23 protein-coding genes are annotated in these 24,233 nt (G+C 76.4%); 14 read left to right on the forward strand and 9 right to left on the reverse strand.

Going from position 1 to position 24,233, the window contains the following annotated elements; all coding sequences use genetic code 11:
- Positions 1–100: 100 nt before the first annotated feature.
- On the reverse strand, positions 101–1,354 hold the full coding sequence (chrA, locus tag QSK52_RS21015; RefSeq protein WP_285737653.1) for a chromate efflux transporter: 1,254 nt from the start codon (positions 1,352–1,354) through the stop codon (positions 101–103).
- Between the two features lie 180 nt (positions 1,355–1,534).
- Between chrA and QSK52_RS21020 the strand changes: the two genes are divergently transcribed.
- Positions 1,535–2,605 carry a cation diffusion facilitator family transporter gene (locus QSK52_RS21020; protein WP_285737654.1) on the forward strand — a complete coding sequence of 357 codons (1,071 nt, stop codon included), beginning with the start codon at positions 1,535–1,537 and terminating at the stop codon, positions 2,603–2,605.
- Positions 2,606–2,704: 99 nt separating this feature from the next.
- Entirely contained in the window at positions 2,705–3,607 is a 903-nt protein-coding gene (locus QSK52_RS21025) for a 5'-3' exonuclease (RefSeq protein ID WP_285737755.1), read from the forward strand.
- 227 nt (positions 3,608–3,834) lie between these two features.
- On the opposite strand, the gene QSK52_RS21030 is transcribed toward QSK52_RS21025, so the two are convergent.
- Positions 3,835–4,521, reverse strand: a complete 687-nt coding sequence (locus QSK52_RS21030; protein ID WP_435053311.1) for a helix-turn-helix transcriptional regulator — start codon at positions 4,519–4,521, stop codon at positions 3,835–3,837.
- 459 nt (positions 4,522–4,980) lie between these two features.
- Between QSK52_RS21030 and QSK52_RS21035 the strand changes: the two genes are divergently transcribed.
- The 3 genes from QSK52_RS21035 to QSK52_RS21045 all read left to right on the forward strand — a co-directional run bounded on the left by QSK52_RS21035 (position 4,981) and on the right by QSK52_RS21045 (position 10,245).
- Positions 4,981–7,875, forward strand: coding sequence for an AfsR/SARP family transcriptional regulator (locus QSK52_RS21035; protein WP_285737656.1), 2,895 nt, complete (start codon positions 4,981–4,983; stop codon positions 7,873–7,875).
- 571 nt (positions 7,876–8,446) lie between these two features.
- Positions 8,447–9,751: a DUF6271 family protein gene (locus QSK52_RS21040; protein WP_285737657.1), complete on the forward strand. Its 1,305-nt coding sequence runs from the start codon at positions 8,447–8,449 to the stop codon at positions 9,749–9,751.
- Positions 9,748–10,245: a GNAT family N-acetyltransferase gene (locus tag QSK52_RS21045; protein WP_285737658.1), complete on the forward strand. Its 498-nt coding sequence runs from the start codon at positions 9,748–9,750 to the stop codon at positions 10,243–10,245. The genes QSK52_RS21040 and QSK52_RS21045 overlap by 4 nt, the downstream gene beginning before the upstream one ends.
- 71 nt (positions 10,246–10,316) lie before the next feature.
- On the opposite strand, the gene QSK52_RS21050 is transcribed toward QSK52_RS21045, so the two are convergent.
- From QSK52_RS21050 to QSK52_RS21065, 4 genes are read right to left on the reverse strand one after another with little or no spacing between them, the layout of a single operon-like run.
- Positions 10,317–11,042, reverse strand: coding sequence for a 4'-phosphopantetheinyl transferase family protein (locus tag QSK52_RS21050; RefSeq protein WP_285737659.1), 726 nt, complete (start codon positions 11,040–11,042; stop codon positions 10,317–10,319).
- Positions 11,039–11,839 (reverse strand): hypothetical protein, encoded by an 801-nt coding sequence (locus QSK52_RS21055; protein ID WP_285737660.1) that lies wholly within the window; start codon positions 11,837–11,839, stop codon positions 11,039–11,041. The genes QSK52_RS21050 and QSK52_RS21055 overlap by 4 nt, the downstream gene beginning before the upstream one ends.
- Positions 11,840–11,843: 4 nt before the next feature.
- Positions 11,844–12,158 (reverse strand): acyl carrier protein, encoded by a 315-nt coding sequence (locus QSK52_RS21060; protein ID WP_285737661.1) that lies wholly within the window; start codon positions 12,156–12,158, stop codon positions 11,844–11,846.
- A 46-nt stretch (positions 12,159–12,204) separates the two neighbouring features.
- Positions 12,205–13,137: a 3-oxoacyl-[acyl-carrier-protein] synthase III C-terminal domain-containing protein gene (locus QSK52_RS21065; RefSeq protein ID WP_285737662.1), complete on the reverse strand. Its 933-nt coding sequence runs from the start codon at positions 13,135–13,137 to the stop codon at positions 12,205–12,207.
- Between the two features lie 98 nt (positions 13,138–13,235).
- On the opposite strand from QSK52_RS21065, the gene QSK52_RS21070 reads away from it, so the two are divergent.
- The 4 genes from QSK52_RS21070 to QSK52_RS21085 all read left to right on the forward strand — a co-directional run bounded on the left by QSK52_RS21070 (position 13,236) and on the right by QSK52_RS21085 (position 16,549).
- A complete protein-coding gene (locus QSK52_RS21070; protein WP_285737663.1) occupies positions 13,236–13,565 on the forward strand; it encodes a hypothetical protein in 330 nt (109 codons plus the stop codon).
- On the forward strand, positions 13,562–14,722 hold the full coding sequence (locus QSK52_RS21075; RefSeq protein ID WP_285737664.1) for a glycosyltransferase: 1,161 nt from the start codon (positions 13,562–13,564) through the stop codon (positions 14,720–14,722). The genes QSK52_RS21070 and QSK52_RS21075 overlap by 4 nt, the downstream gene beginning before the upstream one ends.
- 87 nt (positions 14,723–14,809) lie before the next feature.
- Entirely contained in the window at positions 14,810–15,760 is a 951-nt protein-coding gene (locus tag QSK52_RS21080) for an ATP-binding cassette domain-containing protein (protein ID WP_285737665.1), read from the forward strand.
- Positions 15,761–15,784: 24 nt separating this feature from the next.
- Positions 15,785–16,549, forward strand: coding sequence for an ABC transporter permease (locus QSK52_RS21085; protein WP_285737666.1), 765 nt, complete (start codon positions 15,785–15,787; stop codon positions 16,547–16,549).
- 74 nt (positions 16,550–16,623) lie between these two features.
- Here QSK52_RS21085 and QSK52_RS21090 read toward each other — a convergent pair whose 3' ends face one another.
- From QSK52_RS21090 to QSK52_RS21100, 3 genes are all read right to left on the reverse strand, one after another.
- Positions 16,624–17,934 (reverse strand): PLP-dependent aminotransferase family protein, encoded by a 1,311-nt coding sequence (locus tag QSK52_RS21090; RefSeq protein WP_285737667.1) that lies wholly within the window; start codon positions 17,932–17,934, stop codon positions 16,624–16,626.
- Positions 17,931–18,869 carry an alpha/beta hydrolase gene (locus QSK52_RS21095; RefSeq protein ID WP_285737668.1) on the reverse strand — a complete coding sequence of 313 codons (939 nt, stop codon included), beginning with the start codon at positions 18,867–18,869 and terminating at the stop codon, positions 17,931–17,933. The genes QSK52_RS21090 and QSK52_RS21095 overlap by 4 nt, the downstream gene beginning before the upstream one ends.
- A gap of 283 nt (positions 18,870–19,152) precedes the next feature.
- Positions 19,153–20,265: an alpha-hydroxy acid oxidase gene (locus QSK52_RS21100; protein ID WP_285737669.1), complete on the reverse strand. Its 1,113-nt coding sequence runs from the start codon at positions 20,263–20,265 to the stop codon at positions 19,153–19,155.
- 173 nt (positions 20,266–20,438) lie between these two features.
- On the opposite strand from QSK52_RS21100, the gene QSK52_RS21105 reads away from it, so the two are divergent.
- Genes QSK52_RS21105 through QSK52_RS21125 form a run of 5 tightly spaced genes read left to right on the forward strand, consistent with a single transcriptional unit; the run spans position 20,439 to position 24,175 of the window.
- The gene (locus QSK52_RS21105) at positions 20,439–21,893 is read left to right on the forward strand and encodes a class I adenylate-forming enzyme family protein (protein ID WP_435053306.1); all 1,455 of its coding nucleotides are present in this window, start codon (positions 20,439–20,441) and stop codon (positions 21,891–21,893) included.
- Positions 21,894–21,946: 53 nt separating this feature from the next.
- Positions 21,947–22,216 carry an acyl carrier protein gene (locus QSK52_RS21110; RefSeq protein ID WP_285737671.1) on the forward strand — a complete coding sequence of 90 codons (270 nt, stop codon included), beginning with the start codon at positions 21,947–21,949 and terminating at the stop codon, positions 22,214–22,216.
- Positions 22,213–22,515 carry an acyl carrier protein gene (locus QSK52_RS21115; RefSeq protein ID WP_285737672.1) on the forward strand — a complete coding sequence of 101 codons (303 nt, stop codon included), beginning with the start codon at positions 22,213–22,215 and terminating at the stop codon, positions 22,513–22,515. The genes QSK52_RS21110 and QSK52_RS21115 overlap by 4 nt, the downstream gene beginning before the upstream one ends.
- Positions 22,512–23,621, forward strand: a complete 1,110-nt coding sequence (locus QSK52_RS21120) for a beta-ketoacyl synthase N-terminal-like domain-containing protein (protein ID WP_285737673.1) — start codon at positions 22,512–22,514, stop codon at positions 23,619–23,621. Before QSK52_RS21115 ends, QSK52_RS21120 begins: the two co-directional genes overlap by 4 nt.
- Complete coding sequence (locus QSK52_RS21125) at positions 23,618–24,175, forward strand: hypothetical protein (RefSeq protein WP_285737674.1); 558 nt, start codon at positions 23,618–23,620, stop codon at positions 24,173–24,175. Before QSK52_RS21120 ends, QSK52_RS21125 begins: the two co-directional genes overlap by 4 nt.
- The last annotated feature ends 58 nt before the right edge of the window (positions 24,176–24,233 follow it).

A 24,233-nucleotide genomic window follows, 5' to 3' on the forward strand; every position in this document is an offset into this window, starting at 1 on the left:
GCTCCTGAGCTCCCGGGGGCTCACGAGCTTCCTGGGCCTCCCGGGTCTCCCAGGGCTGCCGGGGCTGCCGGGGCTGCCGGGCCTCCCGGGCTGGGTCGGCTCAGGGCAGGGCGAGACCGGCCGCGGCGGCGAGCACGCCGAGGCCGGCCGCGCCGAGCAGGCAGGGGACGACCCCGCGGCGCAGCACGAGCAGCCAGAGCGCGGCCAGCGCCAGCACCGCGTACTGCCAGGGTCGGCCGAGGGCGAGGGCCAGCGGGACGGTGGAACCGGCGATGGCGCCGATGACGGCCGGTCCGGCGCCGGTGAGGAAGTCCTGCACGGAGGTGTTGGCGCGCAGCCGGTCGAAGTGGGCGGCGCCGAACAGCACGAACAGGAAGGACGGGGCGAAGGCCACGGCCGCGGCGAGCAGTCCGCCGAGGACGCCCGCGGCCGCGTAGCCGACCACCGAGACGGTCTGCACCACCGGGCCGGGGGTGATCTGGCCGAGCGCGACGGCGTTCAGGAACTGGCCGTCGGTCATCCAGTGGTAGCGCTCGACGGCGTCCTGCTGCATCAGCGGGATGATCACGAAGCCGCCGCCGTAGGACAGCGCCCCGACCTTGAACGCGACCCAGGCGAGCGCGCCGAGCCCGCCGGTCGCGGCGAGGCCGGGGGCCAGCAGCGGCAGCAGCCCGCGCGGGGCGGGCGGGACGGGCGGGTCCGCGTCCGGTCGGCCCAGTGCGGTGTCCCCCGTGGGGCTGGTTCCGGCGGACGCGGGGCCGGGGGCGGGGTGGGCGCGGCGGCCGCGGCGGCGGAAGGCGATCTCGGCGGTGCCGGTGGCGAGCAGGACGAGGACCAGCCACGGGCCGGTGAGGACCGCGGCGGCCGCGCCCAGCAGCAGGTAGGCGGCCCAGCGGACCCGGGCCGGGCCGGGGCCGGAGCGGCGCAGGCTGGGCGGGACGAGGGTGCTGGCGGCCTGCGCGGCGACGGCGGCGACCGCGGCGCCCGCGCCCGCGGCGGCGCCCAGCACCCAGTGCGGCGGGTTCCCGGCCAGGAACAGCGCGGCCAGCAGCAGGATCAGCACCAGCCCGGGCAGGATGAACGCCGCGCCGCCGACCAGCGCCCCGGCGGTGCCGCGCAGCCGCCAGGCGGTGAAGATCGCCAGTTGGGTGGAGGCGGGACCGGGCAGCAGGTTGGTGGCGGCGATGCCGTCCTCGAACTCGCTCGCGGCGATCCAGCCGCGCTGCTCCACGCAGAGCCTGCGCAGCAGCAGGATGTGCGCGGGCGGGCCGCCGAAGCCGAGGACGCCGATCCGCCCCCACTCCCGGGCGATCACCCGCAGCGGCACCCGCCCGTCCGTCCCTGCCTCCGCCACCCCGTCCACTCCCCTGTTCGATCCCGGTCCGACCGCCGCGCGAGCCGCGCGGGCGCGGGGCGCACCCTATCCGACCCGGATGGCGCAACGGGGAACGACAACGGTCACCACTGCCGCCTTTGGATCTTGCTCGGATCTGGGGTTCACTTCCGGTGCGGGCACCAGAGCGGAGGGATCCCGATGGCCGAGCACCAGCACGACCACGCGCACGACCACGCGCACGAGCAGGGCGACCGTCCCGGTTCGCACGCCGGACACAGCCACGCGGTGGCGGCGGACGCGGACCGCAGGTGGTTGTGGAGCGCACTGCTCCTGCTGCTGGTGTTCATGGCGGGCGAGGTGGTGGTCGGTTTCGCCGCGCAGTCGCTGGCCCTGATCTCGGACGCGGCGCACATGCTGACCGACGCGGCGTCGATCGCGCTGGCGCTGGTGGCGATGCGGCTGGCGGCGCGTCCGGCCCGCGGCGGCTACACGTACGGGCTGAAGCGGGCCGAGATCCTCTCCGCGCAGGCGAACGGGGTGACGCTGCTGGTGCTGTCGGCGTGGCTGGGGTACGAGGCGGTGACCCGGCTGGTCTCGCCACCGGAGGTCCAGGGCTCGCTGGTGCTGGTGACGGCGCTGGTGGGCGTGGTGGTGAACGTCGCGGCGACCTGGTGCCTGTCGAGGGCGAACCGGTCCTCGCTGAACGTGGAGGGCGCCTTCCAGCACGTGCTGACCGACCTCTACGCGTTCGTCGCGACGGCGGTGGCGGGCGCGGTGGTGCTGTTCACCGGGTTCGTCCGGGCGGACGCGATCGCCTCGCTGGTGGTGGTGGCGCTGATGCTGCGGGCCGGAACGGGGCTGGTGCGGGACTCCGCGCGGATCTTCCTGGAGGCCGCGCCCGCCGGGGTCGACCCGGACGCGGTCGCGGACCGGCTGGTGTCGGCGCCCCAGGTGGAGGAGGTCCACGACCTGCACATCTGGGAGATCACCTCCAACCAGCCCGCGCTGTCCGCGCACGTGCTGGTCACCCCGGGCGGTGACTGCCACGCGGTGCAGCGCGAGCTCCAGCGGCGCCTGCGCGAGGAGTACCGGATCACCCACACCACCCTGCAGGTGGACCACGTCGGCGAGGACGGAGCGGACGGGCTGCTGCAGATCGCGCCGCACGGCACCGTCGCGGCGGCCGGGGACCCGGCCGGGGACGCGGCCCGCGAGCACTGCGGCGACACCCACGGCCCGGTGCACCGCGCGGGTCCGCACCCGCACTGACCGCGCGTCAGCCGTCGGGCGTGGGCCGTCGGCGGGATGCGGCATGATCGGGGGGTGACCGCACCGACCGCACCGAGCGCCCCGACCGCGCCCCGCCTGATGCTGCTGGACACCGCCAGCCTCTACTTCCGCGCCTACTTCGGCGTCCCGGACTCGCTGCGTTCCCCGCAGGGCGAGCCGGTGAACGCGGTGCGCGGCCTGCTCGACTTCGTCTCCCGCCTGGTCCAGGACCACGGCCCGGACCAGCTGGTCGCCTGCATGGACGCCGACTGGCGCCCGCAGTGGCGGGTCGACCTGATCCCGACGTACAAGACCCACCGGGTCGCCGAGGCCGCGCAGGACGGCGAGGAGGAGGTCCCGGACACGCTGGCCCCGCAGGTCCCGGTGATCGAGCAGGTGCTGGACGCGCTGGGCATCGCCCGGGTCGGCGTGCCCGGCTACGAGGCCGACGACGTGATCGGGACGCTGGCGACCCGCGCCACCGGCCCGGTCCAGATCGTCACCGGCGACCGGGACCTCTTCCAACTGGTCGACGACGCCCGTGCGGTGACGGTGCTCTACCCGGCGAAGGGGGTCGGGTCGGCGCTGGTGATGGACGACGCGGCGCTGCTGGAGAAGTACGGCGTGCCCGGGTCCTCGTACGCCGACCTGGCCGCCCTGCGCGGGGACGCCAGCGACGGGCTGCCGGGCGTCAAGGGCATCGGGGAGAAGACCGCGACCCAACTGGTGCAGGAGTACGGCGACTTGGCGGGCGTCCGGGCCGCGGCGGCCGACCCGGCCTCGAAGCTGACCCCGGCCCGGCGCCGGAACCTGCTGGAGGCGGCCCCGTACCTGGACGTGGCGCCGACGGTGGTCCGGGTCGCCCGGGACGTGCCGCTGCCCGCGTTCGATCCGGAGCTGCCGCGCGGGCCGCGCGACCCGGCGGCGCTGGAGTGGCTGGCCGGGCGCTGGGGGCTGGGGACGTCGCTGACCAGGCTGCTGGAGGTGCTGGCCGCGCGCTGAGGGCCGGCCGGGGCCGGTTGTCGGGGTCGTCGCCGTGCCGACGGCTCCCGAAGCCGTGCCCCGGCGACGGCGGGGGGCGGCCGCCCGCGGGTGACGCACGTCCCGGGGCCGAGCGGGCCCGCGTGCGTGGCTGCGCGCTCGGCCGACCGGGCTTCGCGCGCAGCCACGACGGGTTCGAGCTCGCCTTCTGGCCCCGGCCACCGGCCCCGGCACGGCGGGCGCGGGTCCTAGATGTAGCCCTCGCGCAGGGCGTAGGCCACGGCGTGGGCGCGGTTGCGGAGGTGGAAGCGGGTGGTGACGGTGTGGATGATGTTCTTGATCGTCCGCTCCGAGTAGAGGAGCTTGCCCGCGATCTCGCCGGTGTCCATGCCGTCGGCGACCAGGCGCAGGACGTCGACCTCGCGGGGGAGCATGCCGTGCTCGGCGGGGTCGTGGCCGGTCCCGTCGGCGGTGCGGCGGCGGCCCATGCAGCCGATCAGCTTGCCGAGCAGGTCGGGCGGGAGGTCGCCGTGGCCGCGGTCCGCGGTGCGGACGGCCTGGCGCAGGCGTTCGCCGGTGACCTCGCGGCGCCACAGGATGGTGGTGACGCCGAGGGAGACCACGTCGAGCAGTTCGGGCTCCTGGATCCGGTCCAGGACCAGCACCACGCGCGCCCGTTCGGCCTTGACCAGCCGGGAGAGGGTGGTCAGGGCGGCCGCGTCGAAGGTGTCGGCGACCAGCAGGGCCACGCCGGTGCCGGCCTGCCGGAGGTCGTCGACGAGCGAGATCTCCGGGCACTGCCGGAGGTAGCTCAGCACTCCGGCCCGGGAGAGCGGGTCCGGGGCGTGGACGGCGACCGGGATCGGCCGGACGGTCTGCGTCGGGACCGGCCGGGCGGCCTGCGTCGGGACCGGCCGGGCGGTCTGCGTCGGGATCTGTCGGGTCGTCGTACGGACGTCGTCGGCGTACTGGAGCACGGCGCTGGGTTCCTTTCGTTGCGCTCGGCGGTGCGCCCACCGCCCCCCACAGGTGGTGGGCGCACCGTCAGAACCGGTCGGTCGGCGCCGTCCGCACGCGACGCCGCCCTTCCTCCTCCGGCGGCCGTGAGGGCCTGGCACCGCGGGAGGTCGCCTCGCCCGCCGGAGGTTCGGCGGAGGTTCGGCGGACGGGGAACACGCTATCCGCCGCCGGTCAATAAAAGATTGACGGATGCGCATCTGCCCGGACGGTTCCGTTCCGCGGGAGGTTTTTCCTTTCGGCCCGCCGGGAGGGTGCTCCGCGGCGCGCCGGAATCGAATGCGCGGGGCGGCCGAGTGGCGGGGAGCGGGCACCGGGACGGAATTGCACCCGCCCCGGCGCCGCGGTCGGCGAGACCGAACCGCTACCTTCTGACGGTGACGGAAATCGGAGAACCGCGCGGCGCGTCGGCCCCGGAACCGGACGGCGGGGAGCGGCTGCGGCTGTGCCTGCTCGGGCCGGTGCAGGCATGGTGCGGGGAGCGGGAGTTGGAGCTCGGCCCGCCGCAGCAGCGGGCGCTGCTGACCGCGTTGGCGCTGCGGGCCCGCCGGATCGTGTCCGTCGACGAGCTGCTCGACGCGCTGTGGGAGGAGCCCCCGGCCCGGGCCGCCGCCATCGTGCGCACCTACGTGTCGCGGCTGCGGCGGGTGCTGGAGCCGGACCGGGTGCACCCGACGGTGCTGGTGTCCTCGGGCAGCGGGTACGTGCTGCGGCTCCCGGCGGACTGCGTGGACGCCGAGGTGTTCGAGGAGCGGGTCGCGGCGGCGGGCCGGGCCCGCGCGCTGGGCGACCCGGCCGGGGCGCTGGGGCTGCTGCGGGAGGCCTGCGGGCTGTGGCACGGCGAGCCGCTGGCCGGGCTGCCGGGGCCGCTGGCCCAGGCGCACCGGGCCCGGCTGGTCGAGCGTCGACTGAACGCCGTCCGGTCGTGGCTGGAGGCCGAGTTGGAGGCGGGGCGGCACGCGGAGGTGATCGGCGAGCTGACGGTGTGGGTCAGCCAGTACCCGCTGCTGGAGCCGATGCGCGAGCTGCTGATGCTGGCGCTGTACCGCGGGGGGCGGCAGGCCGAGGCGCTGGGCGTGTACGCGGACGCCCGCCGGGCGCTGCTGGAGCAGCTGGGGGTGGACCCGGGTCCGCGGCTGCGCGAGCTGCACCTGGGCATCCTGTCGGGCGACCCGAAGCTGGCCGCGCCGCCCGTACCGGTGCCGGGTCCCGCGGCGAACGACGGACCCGCCGGGGGGCGGCCGACCCCGCCGGCCCAGCTGCCCGCCGACGTCTCCGACTACACGGGCCGGGACGAGCTGTGCGCGGCGCTCCGCGCGGACCTGGCGCCCGGCGGGGCGGCGATGCCGGTGGTGGGGCTGTCGGGCCTGGGCGGGGTGGGCAAGTCGACGCTCGCGGTGCACGTCGCGCATGCGGTGGCCGGGCAGTACCCGGACGGGCAGCTGTACGTGAACCTGCGGGGGGCGGGGGCGCTGCCCGCCGACCCGGGCGAGGTGCTGGCCGGTTTCCTGGCCGCGCTGGGGGTGGCGGACGCGGCGGTCCCGCCGGGGACGGCGGAGCGGGCCGCGCTGTTCCGCTCCCGGGTGGCGGGCCTGCGGGTGCTGATCGTGCTGGACGACGCCCGCGACGGGCGGCAGGTCGGGCCGCTGCTGCCCGGCAGCCGCTCGTGCGCGGTGCTGGTGACCGGCCGGGCCTGGCTGTCGGGGCTGCCGGTGACCCGGCAGCTCGTCCTGGAGCCGTTGACGCCCCGGGAGTCGGTGCGGCTGCTGGCGGCGATCGCCGGGGAGGAGCGGGTGGCGGCCGAGCCCGCGGCGGCCCGGCGGCTGGTGGCGGCCTGCGGGTTCCTGCCGCTGGCGGTGCGGACGGCGGCGTCCCGGCTGGCGGCCCGGCCGGCCTGGCAGGTGGCGCACCTGGTGGACCGGCTGGCCTCGGAGCGGCGGCGGCTGGCCGAGTTGGAGACCGGGGAGCTGGCGGTCGCCGCCTCGTTCCGGCTCAGCTACGAGCAGCTCGACCCGGAGACCGCCCGGGCGTTCCGGCTGCTGTCGCTGGCGGACGGGCCGGGGGTGTCCTCGGCGGCGGCCGCGGTGCTGCTGGGGCTGCCGGAGGCGGCGGCGGAGCGGCTGGCCGAGGCGCTGACCGACCTGGGGCTGCTGTCCTGCCCGTACCCGGGCCGCTACCAGTACCACGACCTGCTGCGGCTGTTCGCCCGCGAGCTGGTCCGGGAGGTGGACGGGGAGGCCGCCGGGCGGGCGGCCGTCGAGCGGCTGCTGCGGCACTACCTGGCGGCGGTGGCGGACCTGTACCGGGTGGTGCGGCCCGGCTACCCCTTCCCGGACCTGGTGGCGGCGGGGGTTCCCGGGCCCGGGTTCGCCGGGGCGGCCGAGGGACTGGCCTGGGCCCGGCGGGAGGTGCCCGCGGTGCTGGCGCTCGCCGGGCAGGCGGCGCTGGACCCGGACGGGCCGCTGGCGGTGGTCGCGGACCTGACGCTGGTGCTGATCCAGCTGATCGACCTGGGCACGGCCGTGCCGGAGCTGTGCGACCTGGCCGGGCGGGTGGCCGGGGCCGCGGCGGCGGCGGGCCTGCCGGAGAGCGAGGCGCGGGCCCGGTACACGCTGATGTGGGCGCAGCGGGAGTTCCAGCGCACCCGGCAGGCCCGCTCCGAGGCGGTCCGGGTGGTGGCGCTGGCCCGGCGGACGGGACAGGCGGCGCTGCTGCCCGGCGCGCTGGTCGTCCTGGCGCTGACCGGTCTGCCGCACTGCACCGACGAGGAGGTCGTCGCCTGGTGCGAGGAGGCGGTGGCGCTGAGCGCCGAGCTGGGCAACCCGTCGGCGCACGCCTTCGTCGAGGGGATGGCGGCGCTGGCCGACCTCGCGGTGGAGCGGCCGGAGTCGGCGCTGCGCCGGGCCGAGCGGAGCCTGGCGGCCTTCCGGGGCCTCGGTGACTTCGTCGGCCAGGTGCACATGCTGTACGCCCGGGCGACGGCGCTGCACGGGACGGGGCGGTTCGAGGAGGCGTGCCGGGACTACGAGGAGTGCCTGGGGGCGCTGCGGGTGCTCGGCGCCTGGGACCGGATGCCGGGCGTGCTGGTGTCGCTGGCCGCGTCCTGCCGGGCGGCGGGGCGTCCCGCCCGGGCGTTGGAGGCGGCCGAGCAGGCGCTGGCGATCGCCGAGCGGGTCGGTCTGGAGCACCGCCGGGCGAACGCGCTGAGCGCCATCGAGCAGGCGCGGGCCGACCTCGGGGAGCGCGGCCGCGGGCGGAGCTGTCTGGCGTAGGCAATGGCGCGCCGCCTCCGGGGACGTTTCCCCCGCAATTCCGTGATCTCGCCGAGATATTCGACGCAGGGGGCGCAACGACCATCACGGGTCAATCACGGATCAATTCCGGCGGGAACTGGTGGGCGGCGGGCGGGCGTTCGGCGGCATTCGCCCGGGGTGGCTTCCGGAGCGGGTTCCGGGACGGCGGGCTTCGGGGCGGCGGGCTTCGGGGCGGAAGCCGGGCGGCGGAAGTCGGTCGGCGGGCGGCGGGAATTCCCGGCCGGATTCCGTCGGCCCGTTCCGGGCCGGCCCCGGGGCAGGGCGCGCTGCCCCATCGGGCAGGGTCGGCGGTCGACGGGGACGGATCGGGGGCCGCGCGTTGACGCCCCGTTCGGGGCTGGTCCAGGGTGGTGGAACCAGGCCGCCCGCGGTGCCGCCGCAGCCCTCCGCCGCAGTCCTCCGCCCCCGCCGACGGGCCCGCCGACGGGCCGTCCGGGGCGGCGCGGCGGGCCGCTCCGGGCGCCTCCTCCCCGCTCGGCCGCCCGGCGGCCGCAGCGGATCCGACGACCGGACGGAGATCCCCACCGCCATGCAACGTGTCTGCCTCGCCCTGCCCACCATGCGGGCCTGTCCCGGCACCATCGTGGACCTCGCCGAGGAGGCGGCCTACGCCGTCGCGACCTTCGGGGCCGAGGTGCACCTCCTCGTCCTCGACACCACCGTGGGCGCCGACTTCGCGAAGAACGCGGACGCCGTGGCCTCGCTGGCCCCCTCCCCCGGCGTGTTCGTCCACCACCTCGGCAACGAGGCGCAGCACGCGTTCTTCCGCGACGTGGCGCAGCGCTCCGGCGCCGCCGACCCCGGGCTGCTGCTCGACCTGATGCTGCCGCAGGACGTCGCGTACGGCTCCTGCGTCAACCGGGTCTTCCTGGGCGCGGCCGCGCTGGGCTGCACCTCGGCGCACCTGCGCAACGACGACTTCGACTACCGGGTCGTCGACGGCCGGAAGATGTTCCCGATCCACCACGAGCTGCTGTCGATCGGCAAGCCCGCCGGGGAGGCGGCGGCCGGGGTGGCCCGCTCGGTGCTCGACCCGGCGGACGCGGACCGGCCGGTGATGCTGGTCAGCGCGTCCTTCATGGGCGAACTCAACGTGGACATCGGCGAGATCGCCGAGCTGGACCCGGAGGTCTACCGGGACCTGGTGCGCCTGTGGACGCCGCGGGTGTGGACGCGGGAGCAGCAGGACGCGATGGTCGAGATCTCCTTCAAGGGCGCCGAGCCGGAGACCTTCGACCCCGACGACTCGGTGCTCGGCGTGCCGGACATCTGGGACGTCTACATGTGCAACGTCGCCATCGACCACCGGGGTTACGAGGTGCTGCCGCTGGTGCCCTCGCTGCGCACCATCGGCGCCGACTACGCGCTGCTGCACGCGCTGGTCCACTCCGAGCTGCCCGCCGTCATCCACCGGCGGCACATCGTCAACTACTACACGCCCGAACGCCGGAGCGGTGCCGGGTTCGTCTCGTACCAGCTGCGCTTCGTGAAGATGCTGCTGTCGATGCTGTACCTGTACCCGGTCTACGGGCAGATGATCGACCTCGGCCGGGGGCTGCTGGACGAACGGCACGTGCTGCGGGTCGAGCCGGTGCTCGGTCTGGTGCGCAGCACCGTCGACCTGGAGCGGGACACCAACGAGACCTGCCTGGACGAGGTGGACCGCCTCTACCGCAAGCTGGGCGGCAAGTACGCCGAGCTGGCGGACGTGGTGGCCGGGCAGCGGCAGCAGCTGCTGGACGAGGCCCGGGAGGACGCCGTGCGCTGGGCGGTGCTGATCGAGGCGTGGGCGCCGATGGTGGCCGCCGCCCGCGAGCGGGGGCTCGGCGGGTGAGCGGGGAGTTCCTGGTCCGGCAGCTGGCCGAGGGGGACTGGGACGCCGTGGTCGCGCTGGAGCACGACGCCTACGCGGCCGACGGCCTGTCGGAGGGGCGGGAGGCGCTGCGGTCCCGGGCCCGCTGCTCGCCGGAGACCTGCTACGTGCTGGAGCAGCGCGGCACCGTCCGCGGCTACCTGCTGAGCCTGCCGTACCCGCCGCTGCGCTGCCCGGACCTCGCCGTGGCGGAGGGCGGGGCGTTCGCCTCGGACAACCTGCACGTGCACGACCTGGTGCTGGCCGAGGAGTTGCGCGGTCGGGAGCTCGCCGCGGTGCTGATGGAGCACGTGCACGCGCGGGCGGTGGAGCGGGGGTTCGCGCAGGTCTCGATGGTCGCGGTGCGCGGCAGCGACATCCTGCTGCGCTTCTACGGCTACCGCGCGCACCGGGAGGTGGCCGTGCCCGCGTCGTACGGGCGGCGGGCGGTCTACATGTCGCGGCCGGTGGGCTGACGGCGCACGTGCGCGGGGCCCGACCGGTGCGGTTGCCGGTCGGGCCCGGTTCGCTTGCCGCACAGGCGGGTTCAGGCGCTCCAGGTGCGGTGGCGGACGGTGAAGGGGCGGTCGGTGTCGGCGGCGACCGCCGCGCGGAACGGGCCCGGCACCGGGACGTCGGCCAGCCAGAGCGGGCCGGGTCCGAGCGGGGCGGCGTCGGCCAGGCGCAGCGGGGAGGGTCCGGCCAGCGGGAGGCCGAGGCCCTGGGCGAGGCGTCCGCCGTGGACCTTGACGCAGGCCTCGCGGCGGCACCACAGGCGGGTGAAGCGGTCGGCGCCGTCGGCGGGGGTGGGCGCCTGGAGGACGAGCGCGGCGTCGGCGGCCGGGAAGTGGCGGCGGGCGATCCGCGCGCCGATCTCGGGCCGGGCGAGCCGCTCGACGTCCGCGCCGACCCGGCGTCCGACGGCGAGGGCCAGCAGCGCGAGCGCCCCCGAGCCGGACCAGTTGACCTGGAGCGGCTCGGCGGCGGCGGGGAGGACGGGTTCGGGCTTGCCGTGCGGGCCGTAGCGCCACACCAGGTCGGCGGGCGCGAGGCCGAGCCGTTCGGCGACGAGCAGCCGGACGGCGCCCCGGGCCACCGCGAACCGTCCGCCCTCGGCCGGGTCGTGGGCGCGGTCGGCCCGGTCGCGTTCCGCGGGGTCGAGCAGGGCGTGGAGGCGGTGCACGACGTGCGGGGGCTGGTCGGTGGGGATGCTCCAGACGTCGATGACGTCGGCGGCGTCGCCGGTGCGGCGGGGGGTGTCGGGGGTGTTCACGGCAGGGTCAGCGTACTGAGTCGGCCCAGGCGCCGGTCGTGGTCGGCGACCAGCAGCGGGCGGCGGGCGGGGAGGCGGTCGGCCAGCAGGGTCCAGAGGCCGGTGAAGGGCTGTCCGGGGCGGGCCGCCTCGGCGCCGCCGGGGAGGCCGTGGTCGGCGAGTCCGGCGGAGAGCAGCAGCGCTGCGCCGTCGCCGAGTCGGCGGTGCTCGTCGCGGGCGGCGCGCAGGGCCCGGGCGCCGTCCGGCTGGTTCTGCCCGCGCACCCGCAGCCCCTCCCCCGGGGCCTCCTCGCAGACCAGGACGACGGCGCGGTGCTCGAGGGGCAGTTCCACCGGCTCGGGGGGCTCGTGGTGCAGGGCGCTCTGCTCGGCGAGCACGACCACGGCCCGGCGGCAGCCGCCGGTGCGGTGGTGGAGGGCGGCCAGGCGCAGGGCGGTGAAGGCGGCGGCGCTGCCCTGGTCGCAGACGGCGAAGGCGGTCGGCTGCCCGGGGCAGTGGCTGCTGAGCCGGAGCGAGGCGGGGGCGGCGGGCCGGACGTCCGGGGAGGAGAAGGCGAGGATCAGCAGGTCCGCGGGTTCGCCCCCGGGCAGGGCGCGTTCCAGCAGGGCGGCGCCCATCTCCGCGTAGTCGTGCCCGGCGCCCGCGCTCAGCAGGTCCTCGCGCAGCGGCAGGCCGTACGGGCGGACCAGGTCGCCGGTGAAGGTGCGCAGGTCGGGGTGGAGCGCGGCGGCGGCGTGGTCGGCGAACCCGGCGGCGACCGCCCTGGTCACGCGCAGGCCGCGGGTCTGGGCGGGCACCGGGTCAGTCCTCGTCGGTGTGGTGCCCGACGACGTAGTCGGTGAGGCGGTCGACGGTGCGGATGTCGTCGATGGCGAGGTGCTCGACGTCGACCTGGATGGCGAGCGTCTCCTCGATGTCGAGGACGAGTTCGACGATGCCGGAGGAGGTGAGGCCGTAGTCGTCGAAGAAGCAGGCGTTCTCGGGGACGTCGGCGAGCGCGACGCCCAGCACGCGCGGCAGGACCTCCTCGATGCCGCGCCGGATGCGCTCGCGCACCTCGGGGTCGGTGGCGGCGGTTGCGGGCGACTCGCTTGTGGGCGGGGCGGATTCAGGCATGGGTGGACCGTCCGGTGGTGGGTGGGTGGGCGGGGCGGCAGGGGCGTCAGTGCTGCAGGACCATGGCCGCGAAGGTGGCGCCGATGCCGGCCGCGGCGATCAGGTAGGGGTCGCCGGGGCGGAGCGCTCCGCGGGTGGTGGCGGTGTGCAGGTTGACGAAGGCGTCCGCGGCGAAGCTGTGTCCGACCGCGGGCACGTTCTCCAGGAGCACCCGCTCGACGGGGAGGCCGAGTTCGCGGCAGGTGGTCCGCCAGGAGGCCCGGTTGACGTTGTGCGGGAGCAGCAGGGCGAGGTCGGCGAGGTCGAGGCCCGCCCGGTCGAGGGCGGTCCGGACGGTCTCGACCATGGTGGGCTGGTACTCCCGCTGGTAGCGGGTCATCAGCTCCGGGTCGTCGACCGGTCGGCCGTGGAACTCGGGGCGCTGGCGCACCGCGTAGGAGAGCACGCGGTTGCGCTCGCCGTCGGCGCTGACCAGGCAGGCCGTCGCGGCCTCGGCGAAGATCGTGGTGTCGGGGAGGACCTGGGCGTCCCGGGTGAAGGTCTTCTCCCCCGCCACCACCAGGGCCAGCGCCGACGGGTCGCCGTCGTCCGCGAGCAGGCGCCCGGCCAGGTCGACGGCCAACAGGGAGGCGGCGCAAGCCTGTTGGGTGACGGTGAACGCCTCCGCACGGGTGAGGCCGAGGCGTTCCCCCAGCTGGTGCAGGGGGTTGATCGGGTAGGGCGCGGCGACCGGCGTGCTGCGGGCGTGCAGCAGGTACCGGACGCGGTGTTCGTTGCCGCGCAGTCCGGGCAGCGCCCGGGCGGCGGGTTCCAGCAGGTCGAGCAGCGTCCCGTCCGGGTCCAGGCGCACCTGGTCCAGGCCGTGGAAGCGGCGGAGGATTCGGAGTTGACGTGGGGTAAGGCCGATCCGGGCGCCCACGTCCTCGATCGGTTCGAGTCGCGGGGGGAGGTGGACGGCCACTGCCTCCAGTGCGGTCACCCCGGTTAGTATTCCCACGCCCTGCGGGTCGCACAAGCGATCACCGCCCCGGGGCCCCCTCCCTCACCCCGTTGCCGTCGAGCCGGTGGAGCCTTCCGATGACCGATTCCCAGCCTTCCTCCGCATGCCCACGAACCGCCTCCGAGCTGGGCTCCGCGCCGCCGCCCGGGCCGCCCGCCGCCCTGGACCCGGGGCTGCTGGCCGCGCTGGCCGAGGCCGCCGACGCTCTGCCCGAATGGGCACGGTCGTTGGCCCCGACGGACCGACTCGATGCCGATCTCGCCTTGGACGAGAGCGAGTTGACCGTCCTGGACGCGCTGCTGCGGGAGCGCTTCGGCGCCGACCTGGGCGCGCTGCGGGCCGGTCTCGACCTGGACGGCCTGGCCGCGCTGACCGTCGGCGACCTGGCGGAGCTGGTGCGCCGGTGAGCCGCTTCCTGCTGGTGGTGCCGCCGCTGGCCGGGCACGTCAACCCGGCGGCCGGGATCGCGGACGAACTGGTCGCCCGCGGCCACGAGGTGGCCTGGACCGGCACCGAGTCCATGCTGCGGCCGCTGCTGGGCCCCGGCGCCCGGGTCTTCGGCACCGGCAACCGGATGTTCCGACCGATGGGCGGCCACGGCCTGGCCTCGCTGCGCTCGCTGTGGGAGGGCTTCGTCGTCCCGTACGCCAGGTTCACCCTGAAGCCGCTGGACGCGGTGGTGCGGGAGTTCCGGCCGGACGCGCTGCTGGTGGACCAGCACACCCCGGCGGGCGCGCTGGTCGCGCACCGGTACGGGCTGCCGTGGGCGACGCTGGCGCCGGGGGCGATGGAGCTGGGCCGCCCGTACCGGCACCTGCCGCGGGTCGAGGCCTGGACGGCGGGCCTGCTGGCGGGGCTGTGGGAGCGGGCCCACCTGCCCGCCGGGGAGTTCACCGACCCGCGCTGCTCGCCGCACCTGGTGCTGGCCACCTCCGGCCGGGCGCTGCTCGGCGAGCTGCCGGAGCTGCCGCAACTCGCCCTGGTGGGGCCGGTGCTGACCGCGCGCCCGGCGGACCGGTCGTTCCCGTGGGAGCGGTTGGCGGCCGGTCGGCGCACCGTGCTGGTCACCGTGGGGACGATGTCGGACGCGGTCGGCGCGGACTTCCTGCACCGCACCGTGGCGGCGCTGGCGCTGCTCGCCGGGGAGGGCGTGCAGGCGGTGGTCGCCGCGCCCCGCGGGGCACTTCCGGCTGCCCTTCCGGACTCCGTGCTGGTGGTCGATCGGGCACCGGTGCTGGAGCTGCTGTCCGGCGGCCGCTTGGACGCGGTGCTCTGCCATGGTGGGATGAACACCGTGGTCGAGTCGCTGGCGCACGGGGTCCCCGTGCTGGCGGCGCCGATCCGCAACGACCAGCCGTTCGTGGCGCAGCGGGTCGCCCGGGCCGGGGCGGGCCTGCGGGTCCCGTTCGCCCGGGTCGGTCCGCCGGTGATCGCCGAGCGGCTGCGACGGGTGCTCGACGACCCCTCCCACCGGGCGGCCGCGGAACTGATCGGCCGTCAACTGCTGTCCGGTGGCGGCGCGTCGGTCGCCGCCGACCGGATGGCGGAGCTGGTCGCCCCCTGATACCGCCCCGCGCCCGCCGACCGCCGTCCCATGAGCGGTGGTCGGCGGCGCGGGGCCCCGTACCCCACTCCAGCACGGGAGTTCTGGTTGATCGAGACCAAGGGACTGCGCAAGTCCTATCCGGCCAAGCGCGGCCGGACCGTCGTCGACGCCGTCCGCGGCATCGACCTGGACGTCCGGGCGGGCGAGATCTTCGGATTCCTCGGCCCGAACGGCGCCGGGAAGACCACCACGCTGCGCATGCTCGCCACCCTGATCCGCCCGGACGGCGGCGCGGCCCTGATCGCCGGGGCCGACCTGCTGGCCGACCCGGCCGGGGTCCGCCGCCGGATCGGCTACGTCGCCCAGGGCGGCGGCACCGCCGACGCGGTCACCGGGCGGGAGGAGCTGGTCCTGCAGGCCCGGATGTACGGCAGCCGCAAGGCCGAGGCCCGGCAGCGGGCCGCGGACGCCGTCGAGGCGTTCGACCTCGCCGAGTTCGCCGACCGCCCCTGCAGCACCTACTCCGGCGGTCAGCGCCGCCGGATCGACATCGCCCTCGGGGTGATCCACGCCCCGGAGGTGCTGTTCCTGGACGAGCCGACGGTCGGCCTCGACCCGGTCAGCCGCGGCCAGGTGTGGGCCGAGATCCGGCGGCTGCGCACCGGGGGCATGACGGTCGTGGTCACCACCCACTACCTGGACGAGGCCGACGCGCTCTGCGACCGGGTCGCGATCGTCGACCACGGCCGGGTCGTGGTCGAGGGCACGCCCGAGGCGCTCAAGCGCGAGATCTCCGGCGACGTCGTGCTGCTCGGCCTCGCCGCCGGACAGGCCGGGCCCGCGGCCGACGCCCTGCGCGGGCAGCCCTCGCTGCACCGGCTGGAGCCGGGCGAGGAGGGCCTGCGGCTCTACCTGGACGACGGTGCGGCGGCGATCCCGCAGCTGCTGAGCGTCCTGAACGGGGCGGGCATCGTCCCCGGGACGGTCCAGCTCCAGCGGCCGAGCCTGGACGACGTGTTCCTGGCCCGCACCGGCCGCTCCATCGAACAGTCCTGACGAGAAATCCCTGGGGTCCCTTCCGTGAAGCTCGCCCGTGACACCTGGCTGGTCCTCCAGCGGCAAGTGCTGCTGATGTGGCGCACCCCGATCTGGATCGTGGTCGGCATCACCCAGCCGGTCTTCTACCTGCTGCTGTTCGCCCCGCTGCTGAAGAAGGTGCTCGCCCCGATGGGCGCCACCAGCTACGCCGAGGCGTACCAGATCTACGTCCCCGGCCTGCTGGCGGTGCTCTGCATCTTCGGCGGCCTCTACACCGGCTTCAGCCTGCTCGGCGAACTGAAGGCCGGCATCATCGAACGCTCCCGGGTGACCCCGGTCAGCCGGCTGGCCCTGCTGCTGGGGCGGGCGCTGCGCGAGATGCTCGGGCTGGTCGTGCAGGCGGTGATCATCATGCTGGTCGCGCTGCCGTTCGGCCTGCGGGTCGAGCCGCTGAGCCTGCTGCTGGCCTTCGTCCTGCTGGCCCTGCTGGCCCTGATGGCCTCGGCCCTCTCGTACGGCATCGCCCTGGCGCTGCCCAACGACGCCGCGATGGCGCCGGTGGTGAACACCGTCGCCCAGCCGATCGGCCTGCTCTCCGGCGTGCTGCTGCCGCTGGCGCTGGCGCCGGTGTGGCTGCAGGAGGTCGCGAAGTGGAACCCCTTCTACTGGGCGGTGGAGGGCATGCGGGCACTGTTCTCCGGGCACCCCGGCGACCGCGTGGTCTGGCAGGGGCTGCTGATCGTCGTGGTGATGACGACCGCGGCGGTGTTCTGCTCGGCCCGGCTGTTCTCGGCCCGGATCCGGTAGCCGGTCGTACGGGTCCCGTACGGGGAGGGGGAGGGGCCGCGGCCCCTCCCCCTCCGACGCGTCTCCCTCCTGCCTCAGGGCGCGGCGGCCCGGACGAAGTCGGCCAGCCGGGCGACGCCCGCCTCGATCTGCCGGGCGCTCAGGGCGCTGATCGACAGCCGCAGCCGGCGCTCGCCGCCGCCCGCCGGGTAGAACGGGCCCATCGGCGTCCAGAGCACCCCGTGGTCGCGGGCGCAGCGCTCCATCGCCGCCTCGTCGGCGGTGAACGGCACCTCCAGCACGGCGAAGAAGCCGCCCTCCGGCTCGTTCCAGGACACGCCCAGCCGGGCCCGCTCGGCCGCCGGGAAGTGCCGCTCCAACTCCCGCAGCAGAACGGCCAGGTTGGCCGCGTAGTGGGCGCGGGCGGGGGCGTTGGCGGCGCGCAGGCGGCAGCCGTGGTGCAGCAGCATGCCGCCGATCACGGCCTGGCTGAGCGCCGGGGTGTTGACCGTCGTCATGCTCTTGAGCTTGGCGAGCTCGTCGGCGAGCAGCGTCGTGCGGCCGTCCGGGGCGAGGACCGGCTGGTCGGCGAGCACGTAGCCGAGCCGGGCGCCGGGGAAGCAGGTCTTGGCGAACGAGCCGAGGTGGACGACCTGGTGGCGGCGGTCCAGGGCCTTCAGGGTGGGGCGTCCGCGCTCCTCCCGGGAGAAGAAGCCGTACGGGTTGTCCTCGATCACCAGCAGCCCCTCCTCGGCCGCCACCGCCAGCAGCCCGGACCGGGCCCGCAGCGGCATGCTGGTGCCGGACGGGTTGGCGAAGTCCGGGACGACGTAGAGCGCCCGCGGGCGGCGGCCGGCGGCCCGGACGGCGCGGGCCGCGGCGCGCACGGCCGCCGGGTCCGGTCCGCCGTCGGGCCCCTCCGGGACGGGGACGGTCGCCAGGTCGAGCAGCCGGGCCGCGCCGGTGACGCCCACGTAGCAGGGCGAGCTGACCAGCAGCACGTCCTCGGGCGTGGCGCACAGCGCACGCAGCACCAGCAGCATGCCCTCCTGGGCGCCGACGGTCAGCACCAGCGCCGCGGGGTCGGCGTCGACGCCCTCGTCGTTGGCGAGGGTGCGGGCCACCAGGTCGGCGACGATGCCCTTGGTCGGCCCGTACTGGAACAGCGCGGTGCGCACGGCGCTGCCGCTCAGGCCGCGCTCGGCGAGGTGGGTGAGGTAGGTGTCCAGGTAGGCGTGGACGTCCTCGGGTTCGAAGAAGCCCTCGTGCGGGCGGCCGGGGGCGAAGGAGAGCGCGTGCGGGTAGCGCTCGGTGACCTCGTTGAGGAAGGTCATCGCGTCCAGCAGCGGGTCGGCGAGGCTGGCGTGCAGGTCGCCCAGCGGGAGCGTGAAGGTGCCGGTGCTCATCGGAGGGCCTCGCGCAGTCGGTCGGCGGCGTACTGCTGGGCGGCGCGGCCGTCGTCGAGGACGCCGGACATCGCGAAGAAGCCGTGCGGCATGCCGTCGTAGCGGCGCAGTTCGACGGGCACGCCCGCGGCGCGCAGGGCTTCGGCGTACTCCTCGCCCTCGTCGCGCAGCGGGTCGTACTCGGCGGTGATCACGGTCGCGGACGGCAGTCCGACCAGCGAGGGGGCGCGCAGCGGGGAGGCCAGCGGGTTCGCGCCGTCGGCCGGGTCGGCCAGGTAGTGGCCCCAGTACCAGGCCACCGAGCGGCGGTTGAACAGCAGCGGGTCGTCGTGCTCGCGGACGGACGGGGTGTCCGCGGCGTGGTCGGTGTTCGGGTACACCAGCAGTTGGTGCCGCAGCGCGGGGCCGCCCCGTTCGCGGGCGAGCAGGGTGAGCGCGGCCGCCAGGTTGCCGCCCGCGCTGTCCCCGCCGACCGCGGTCCGCCCGGGGTCGGCGCCCAGTTCGGCGGCGTGGCCGACGGCCCACTCGGCGGCGGCGAGCACGTCGTGGACGGCGGCCGGGAAGGGGTGCTCGGGAGCGAGCCGGTAGCCGACCGAGACGGTGACGCAGCCGACCGCGTTGGTCAGGCGGCGGCAGATCGCGTCCCCGGTGTCGAGCGAGCCGAGCACCCAGCCGCCGCCGAACAGGTAGATCAGCAGCGGGAGTTGCCCGGCCGCGTCACCGGCCGGACGGTAGACCCGCAACGGCAGCGGACCGCCGGGGCCGTCGACGGTGAACTCCGCGACGGAGCCGACCGGTTCCGGGCTCCCGGCGGCGGCCCGGGTGTCGGCGAGGTCCGCGGCCCGGGCCTCGGCGAGCGTACGGGTGTAGAGCGGGGGCGTACCGGCCGCGGCGCGCTGCCGGCGCAGGGCCTCGGCCTGGGGGTGCAGTGGCAAGGGACGTTCCTGGGGTCGGGCCGCCGGTCGGCGGCGGGGTGGTGCGCAGGCGCGGGGCCTGACGGCGAGCGGTGCGGGCACGGGGCCCGGCCGCAGGGGGGAGGAAGGGACGCGGTGGGAGGAAGGGACGTGGTGCACCCGCAGGTGCGGGGGGCGGCACGGACACGGACCGGCCGCGGGCGGGGCTCGGGCCGGCGGGCCGGACCACCGGGCGTCGGCGGGAGCACGGGCCGGCTGCGGCGCGGGAGCGGGCCGGGGACGCTCCTGACGGTCCGGCCGCCGGTCAGCAACGGCAGCCCGCCGTGGGCGGGTTGCGGTGGGCGGGGGCGACGGCGGTGGGGTCGAGGTCGGTGAGGCGGGGGCGGCCGAGGAGGGCGAGGGTGTGGTCGAGTTCGGCCTTCAGGAGGTCGAGGACCCGGGCGACGCCGTTCTCGCCGTCGGCGGCGAGGCCCCAGAGGGCGGGTCGGCCGATCAGGACGGCGTGGGCGCCGAGGGCGATCGCGAGGGCAGCGTCCGTGCCCGTTCGGACACCGCCGTCCAGGAGGACGGGCAGGTTCGGCGGGAGGGCGGCGGCCACTTCGGGCAGGGCGGTGAGGGTCGGTGGGGCACCGTCGAGTTGGCGGCCGCCGTGGTTGGAGACCAGGACGGCGTCGACGCCGTGTTCGGCGGCGAGGCGGGCGTCCTCGGCGGTGAGGATGCCCTTGAGGACGATCGGCAGCCGGGTGCGGGCGCGCAGCCAGGCCAGGTCGGCCCAGGTCAGGGTGGGGTCGAACTGTTCCCGGGCGTGGTCGGCGATGCCGGAACTGCCGTGGTCGGCGCGGTGGCTGGCGGCCGTCAGGGCCGGGTCGAGGTTGACGGCGCGGACGTGCGCGGGGATCGCGAAGCCGTTGCGGGCGTCGCGCAGGCGACGGCCGATCCGGGGGGCGTCGACGGTGAGCACCAGGGCGCGGTACCCGGCGTCCTCGGCGCGGGCGACCAGGGCGGCGAGGGCGTCGCGGCGGCGCAGCCAGTAGAGCTGGAGCCAGAGCGGGCCGGTGGCGGCCCCGGCGATGGACTCCAGGGTGCGGCTGGCGAAGATCCCGGCGACCATGAGCGCTCCGGCGCGGCCGGCGGCGCGGGCGGTGGCGACCTCGCCCTCGGGGTGGAACAGCTGGTGGTAGGCCATCGGCGCGATGCCGATCGGGGTCTGCAGCGGGCTGCCGAGCAGGGTGAGGCGCTGGTCGGTGGTGGAGACGTCGACCATGGTGCGCGGGCGCAGGCGGCAGTGCGCGAACTGGGCGCGGTTGGCGGCGAGGGTGCGTTCGGCGCCGCTGCCGCCCTGGAGGAAGTCCCAGGTCTCGGGCGGGAGTTCGGCGCGGGCGGCGCGTTCGACGTCGGAGAGTTCCAGTGCGTCCAAGGGTCTGCCTTTCCGGGCAGGCCCCGGTCGGGCCCGCTCCGGCCCGGCAGCGTAGGAGGCGACGCCCCCAATGGTCTAGACCTTGCTTCGGCTCGAACGGCTGTGTCATGGTCGGGACGCCGAACCGACCCCGCCGGTCGTGACCGGCCTCCTTCCAACCTCCGCTTCGTGGAGTGACGTTGACCGGATCTCCCTCCCTCCCCGCCCTGCCGTGCGGCACCCCGCACGACTGGGTGGACCGCTTCCTGCTGGCCGGACCCGACGACCAGGAGTGCCTGCGCTTCGGCGCCCCCGTGGACCGCGCCGCGCTGCGCGCCCTGGTCGCCGAGCAGGCCGCGCGGCTCACCGCCGCGGGCCTGGCGCGCGGCGGCACGGCCGCGCTGCGGCTGGCGCCCTCGCTCGGCTACGCCGCCGCCCTGCTGGCCTGCTGGCAGCTGGGCGCCCAGGCCGTCCTGCTCGACCACCGGCTCACCGACCACGAGGTCGCGCTGGCCGTCGAACGGCTGGCGCCCCAGGTGCTGGTGGAGTCGGCGCACGGCCCCGCGGCGGCGATGCGCGGCTTCGCCGAGACCGACCCGGTGCCGGTGGCGCGGCCGGACGGCCGCCCGGCCGCGACCGGCCACGCGCTGGTGCAGCTGAGCTCGGGCTCGACCGGCCCGGCCAAGGTGATCGCCCGCACCGCTGCCGACCTGCTGCGCGAACTCGACTGCTACGCGCGGCTGGCGGCGTTCCCGAAGGCCGGGGAGCGGGTCGTCCTGCTCTCCTCCGTGGTGCACGTCCTGGGCCTGGTCGGCGGGTTGCTGAACAGCCTGCACGCCCGGGTGCCGCTGACCGTCCCCGCCAGGATGACCACGGCGGGCATCCTGGCCGCGGTCGCCGAGGACGACCGGCCGACCACCGTGATCGGCGTGCCGTTCCACGCCGAACTGCTGGCCGGTGCGGCCGCTCCCCCGCCGCTGCCGCAGCTGCGCCGGATGATCGTCGCCGGCGAACTGGTCCGCCCCGGGCTGCCCGCCGCCTTCACCGCCCGGTACGGGGTGCCGCTGGGCACCATGTACGGGATGACCGAGCGCGGCGTCATCGCCACCGACCTCGACGGCACCCTGCACCCCGAGGCCGTGCCCGTCCACGGCACCGAACTGCGTGAGGACGGCGGCGAGTTGCACCTCGCGATGGCCGCCTCCCCGTACCCCGGAACCACCGACCCCGGCCGCTGGTCGGACGGCTGGCTGCACACCCGCGACGCGGGCCGGGTCGACCCGGCGACCGGCCGGGTCACCGTGCTCGGGCGGCGCGACTCGCAGGTCTCGGTCGGCGGCCTCAAGGTCGACCTCAACGAGGTCGAGCACACCCTCGCGTCCCTGCCCGGGGTCCGCGAGGCCGTGGTGGTCTTCGCGGACGGCGCCATCGAGGCGTACCTGGCCGCAGAGGCGCACCCGACCACCGAGGACGCCGGGGCCACCGACCGGGCCGGGGCCGACCAGGCCGGGGCCGTGCGGGCCGCGCTGACCCGCGAACTGGCCGCCTACAAGCGGCCCCGGCAGCTCACCTTCCTCCCGGCACTGCCCCGCACCGCCACCGGCAAGCTCGTCCGCGACGCCGCCGCGCTGCGCGCCGCCGCCCCCTGATCCGACCGCACACCGCACCGGACCCGACCACCACCCCGCACGAGGAGCACAGCATGCAGGAGCGCATCCAGGAGTTCGTCCTCGCGACGCTCACCGAGATGAACTACGACGTCGCCGAGGTCACCGGCGACACCGACCTCGGCCCGGCCGGGCTCGACCTCGAGTCGCTGGCGCTGGCCGAGCTCTCGGTCCAGGTGGAGGACGAGTTCGGGATCAAGTTCGACATGGACGAGCTGGAGACCACCGCGCTGATGACGCTCGACCAGTTCACCGCCGACGTGGCCCGCCGGGTCGCCACCGCCGCCGCCGGGAGCGCCGCGTGAGCACGCCCGCACCCGTGCTGCCGGACCGGGCCGCGGTGGTGGCGATGCTCGCGACCTTCGGGCAGCGGGCCGCGGAGAGCGTGCCCGAGCACCTCGGCTCGCTCGAACTCACCTGGCTGACCGCCGAGTTCGAGCAGCGCTACGGAATCGAGCTGGAGCTCTCGGACGCACAGTTCGCCGCCGTCCGAACGGTGGACGACGCCGTCGCCCTGCTGCGCGCGGCCGTGCTCGCCGCCACCCCCGGCACCGCCCCGGCCCCCTCCCCCGGCACCGTCTCCGGCGGGGTCGCCCGGTCATGAGCAGCAGCGCACCGCCGGCCGGACGGCCGGTGTTCACCGGCCTCGGGGTGCTCAGCGCCTTCGGCGCCGGGCCCGCCCCGCTGGCCGCCGCGACCGCCGGAGGCTCCGCCGCCGGGTTCGCCGCGGTGACCCGCTTCGACGTCGCCCGGCGCGGCACCCGGCGGGCCGCCCTGCTGGCCGATCCGCCGCCGCTCGCCGAGGCGGTGCTCGGCGCCCTCGCCGACGCCTGCGCGCAGTCCGAACCCCCCTCCGGTGCACCGCTGTTGCTCGCCCTGCACAGCGACCTGCACACCCGTGAGGTGGCCGCGGAGGTGGCCCGGGGCGCCGCCGCCCTCGGCCTGGCCGGGGTGGCCCGGGTCTACACCGGCGCCTGCGTGGCGGCCGCCACCGCGGTGGCCGACGCGGCCGCGCTGGTCGGCTCCGGCCGCCACCCCCGGGTGGTGGTCGCGGCCGGGCACCTGGTGGAGCCCGGCGTCTTCGCGGCCTTCGACGCGGGCCGGGCGCTGGCCCGCGACGGCGAGTTGCGGCCGTTCAGCAGCGGACGCAGCGGCACCCTGCTCGGGGACGCCGCGGCGGCCGTGGTCGTCGAGGCGGACACCGCCGCCGCCGCGCGCGGTGTCCGCCCGCTGGCCCGGCTGGCGGGCTGGGGCCGCTCGGGGGATGCCCACCACGTGTGCCGTCCGCGGCCGGACGGGGCGGGCGTGGCCCGGGCCGTCCGGTCCGCGCTGGCCCGGGCGGGGGTCGCCCCGTCCGAGGTGGGCTACGTCAACGCCAACGGCACCGGTTCGCCAGTGTCGGACATGGCGGAGGCGCGGGCGCTGCGCGAGGTGTTCGGCGAGGCGCTGAGCGGGCTGCCGGTCAGCTCCAGCAAGTCCGTGCACGGGCACGCCCTGGAGGCTTCCGCGCTGCTCGAACTCGTCGTCACCATCGGCGCGTTGGGCAGCGGACGGTTGCCGGTCAACGCGGGCTGGCTGGGGCCGGACCCGGAGATCGGGCTGAACCTGGTGCTGTCCGGACCCCGGCAGGACGCCCGTCCGCGCTGCGCGCTGAGCCTGAACTCGGCGTTCGGCGGCGCCAACACCGCGCTCCTGGTGGCCGCCGCGTGAACCGCCTGCGCACCCTCGCCACCGTCCGCTGGCCCGACGGCGAGCCGCCGCCCCCGCTGCCCGGCTTCCCGGCCTCGACCTTCAACCCGCTGGTCGCGGCCGTCGCCGAGCGCTGCCTGGCCGCGCACTACGGCGAGCCCGGGCCGCCGCGCCGCACCGGTCTGCTGCTCGCCAGCGCCGGGGGCGACCGCGCCACCGCGCTGGCCATCGACACCGCCGCCGCGGGGCACCGGATGCCGCCGCTGCTGTTCTTCCAGTCCAACCCGAACGCCGTCCTCGGGTACGTCGCCGCCCGCTGGCAGCTGACCGGCCCGGTCGTCGCGGTCAGCCCGCCGGAGGCCGCTGCGCCCGGTGAAGTCCCTTCGGACGCCCTGGAGTTGGCCGCGCTGCTGCTCGCCGACGGCGACGCCGACCACGTCCTGGTGATCACCGCGGAGCAGGCCGAACCCGCCGCGCAGGCCGGGCCCGCCACGCAGGCCGGGCCCGCCGAAGCTGCCGAAGCCACCGGGGCCGCCGACCGGGCCGCCGCCGTCCTGGTCGCCGCCGCCCCCTGAGCCACCTCGTCCGCACGCGTCCGCCCCCGGACGCCGCACCGCACCACACCGCACCCGC

Origin of the sequence: Kitasatospora phosalacinea (genome assembly GCF_030268885.1) — a bacterium.
In the GTDB taxonomy this organism is placed as follows: domain Bacteria; phylum Actinomycetota; class Actinomycetes; order Streptomycetales; family Streptomycetaceae; genus Kitasatospora; species Kitasatospora phosalacinea_C.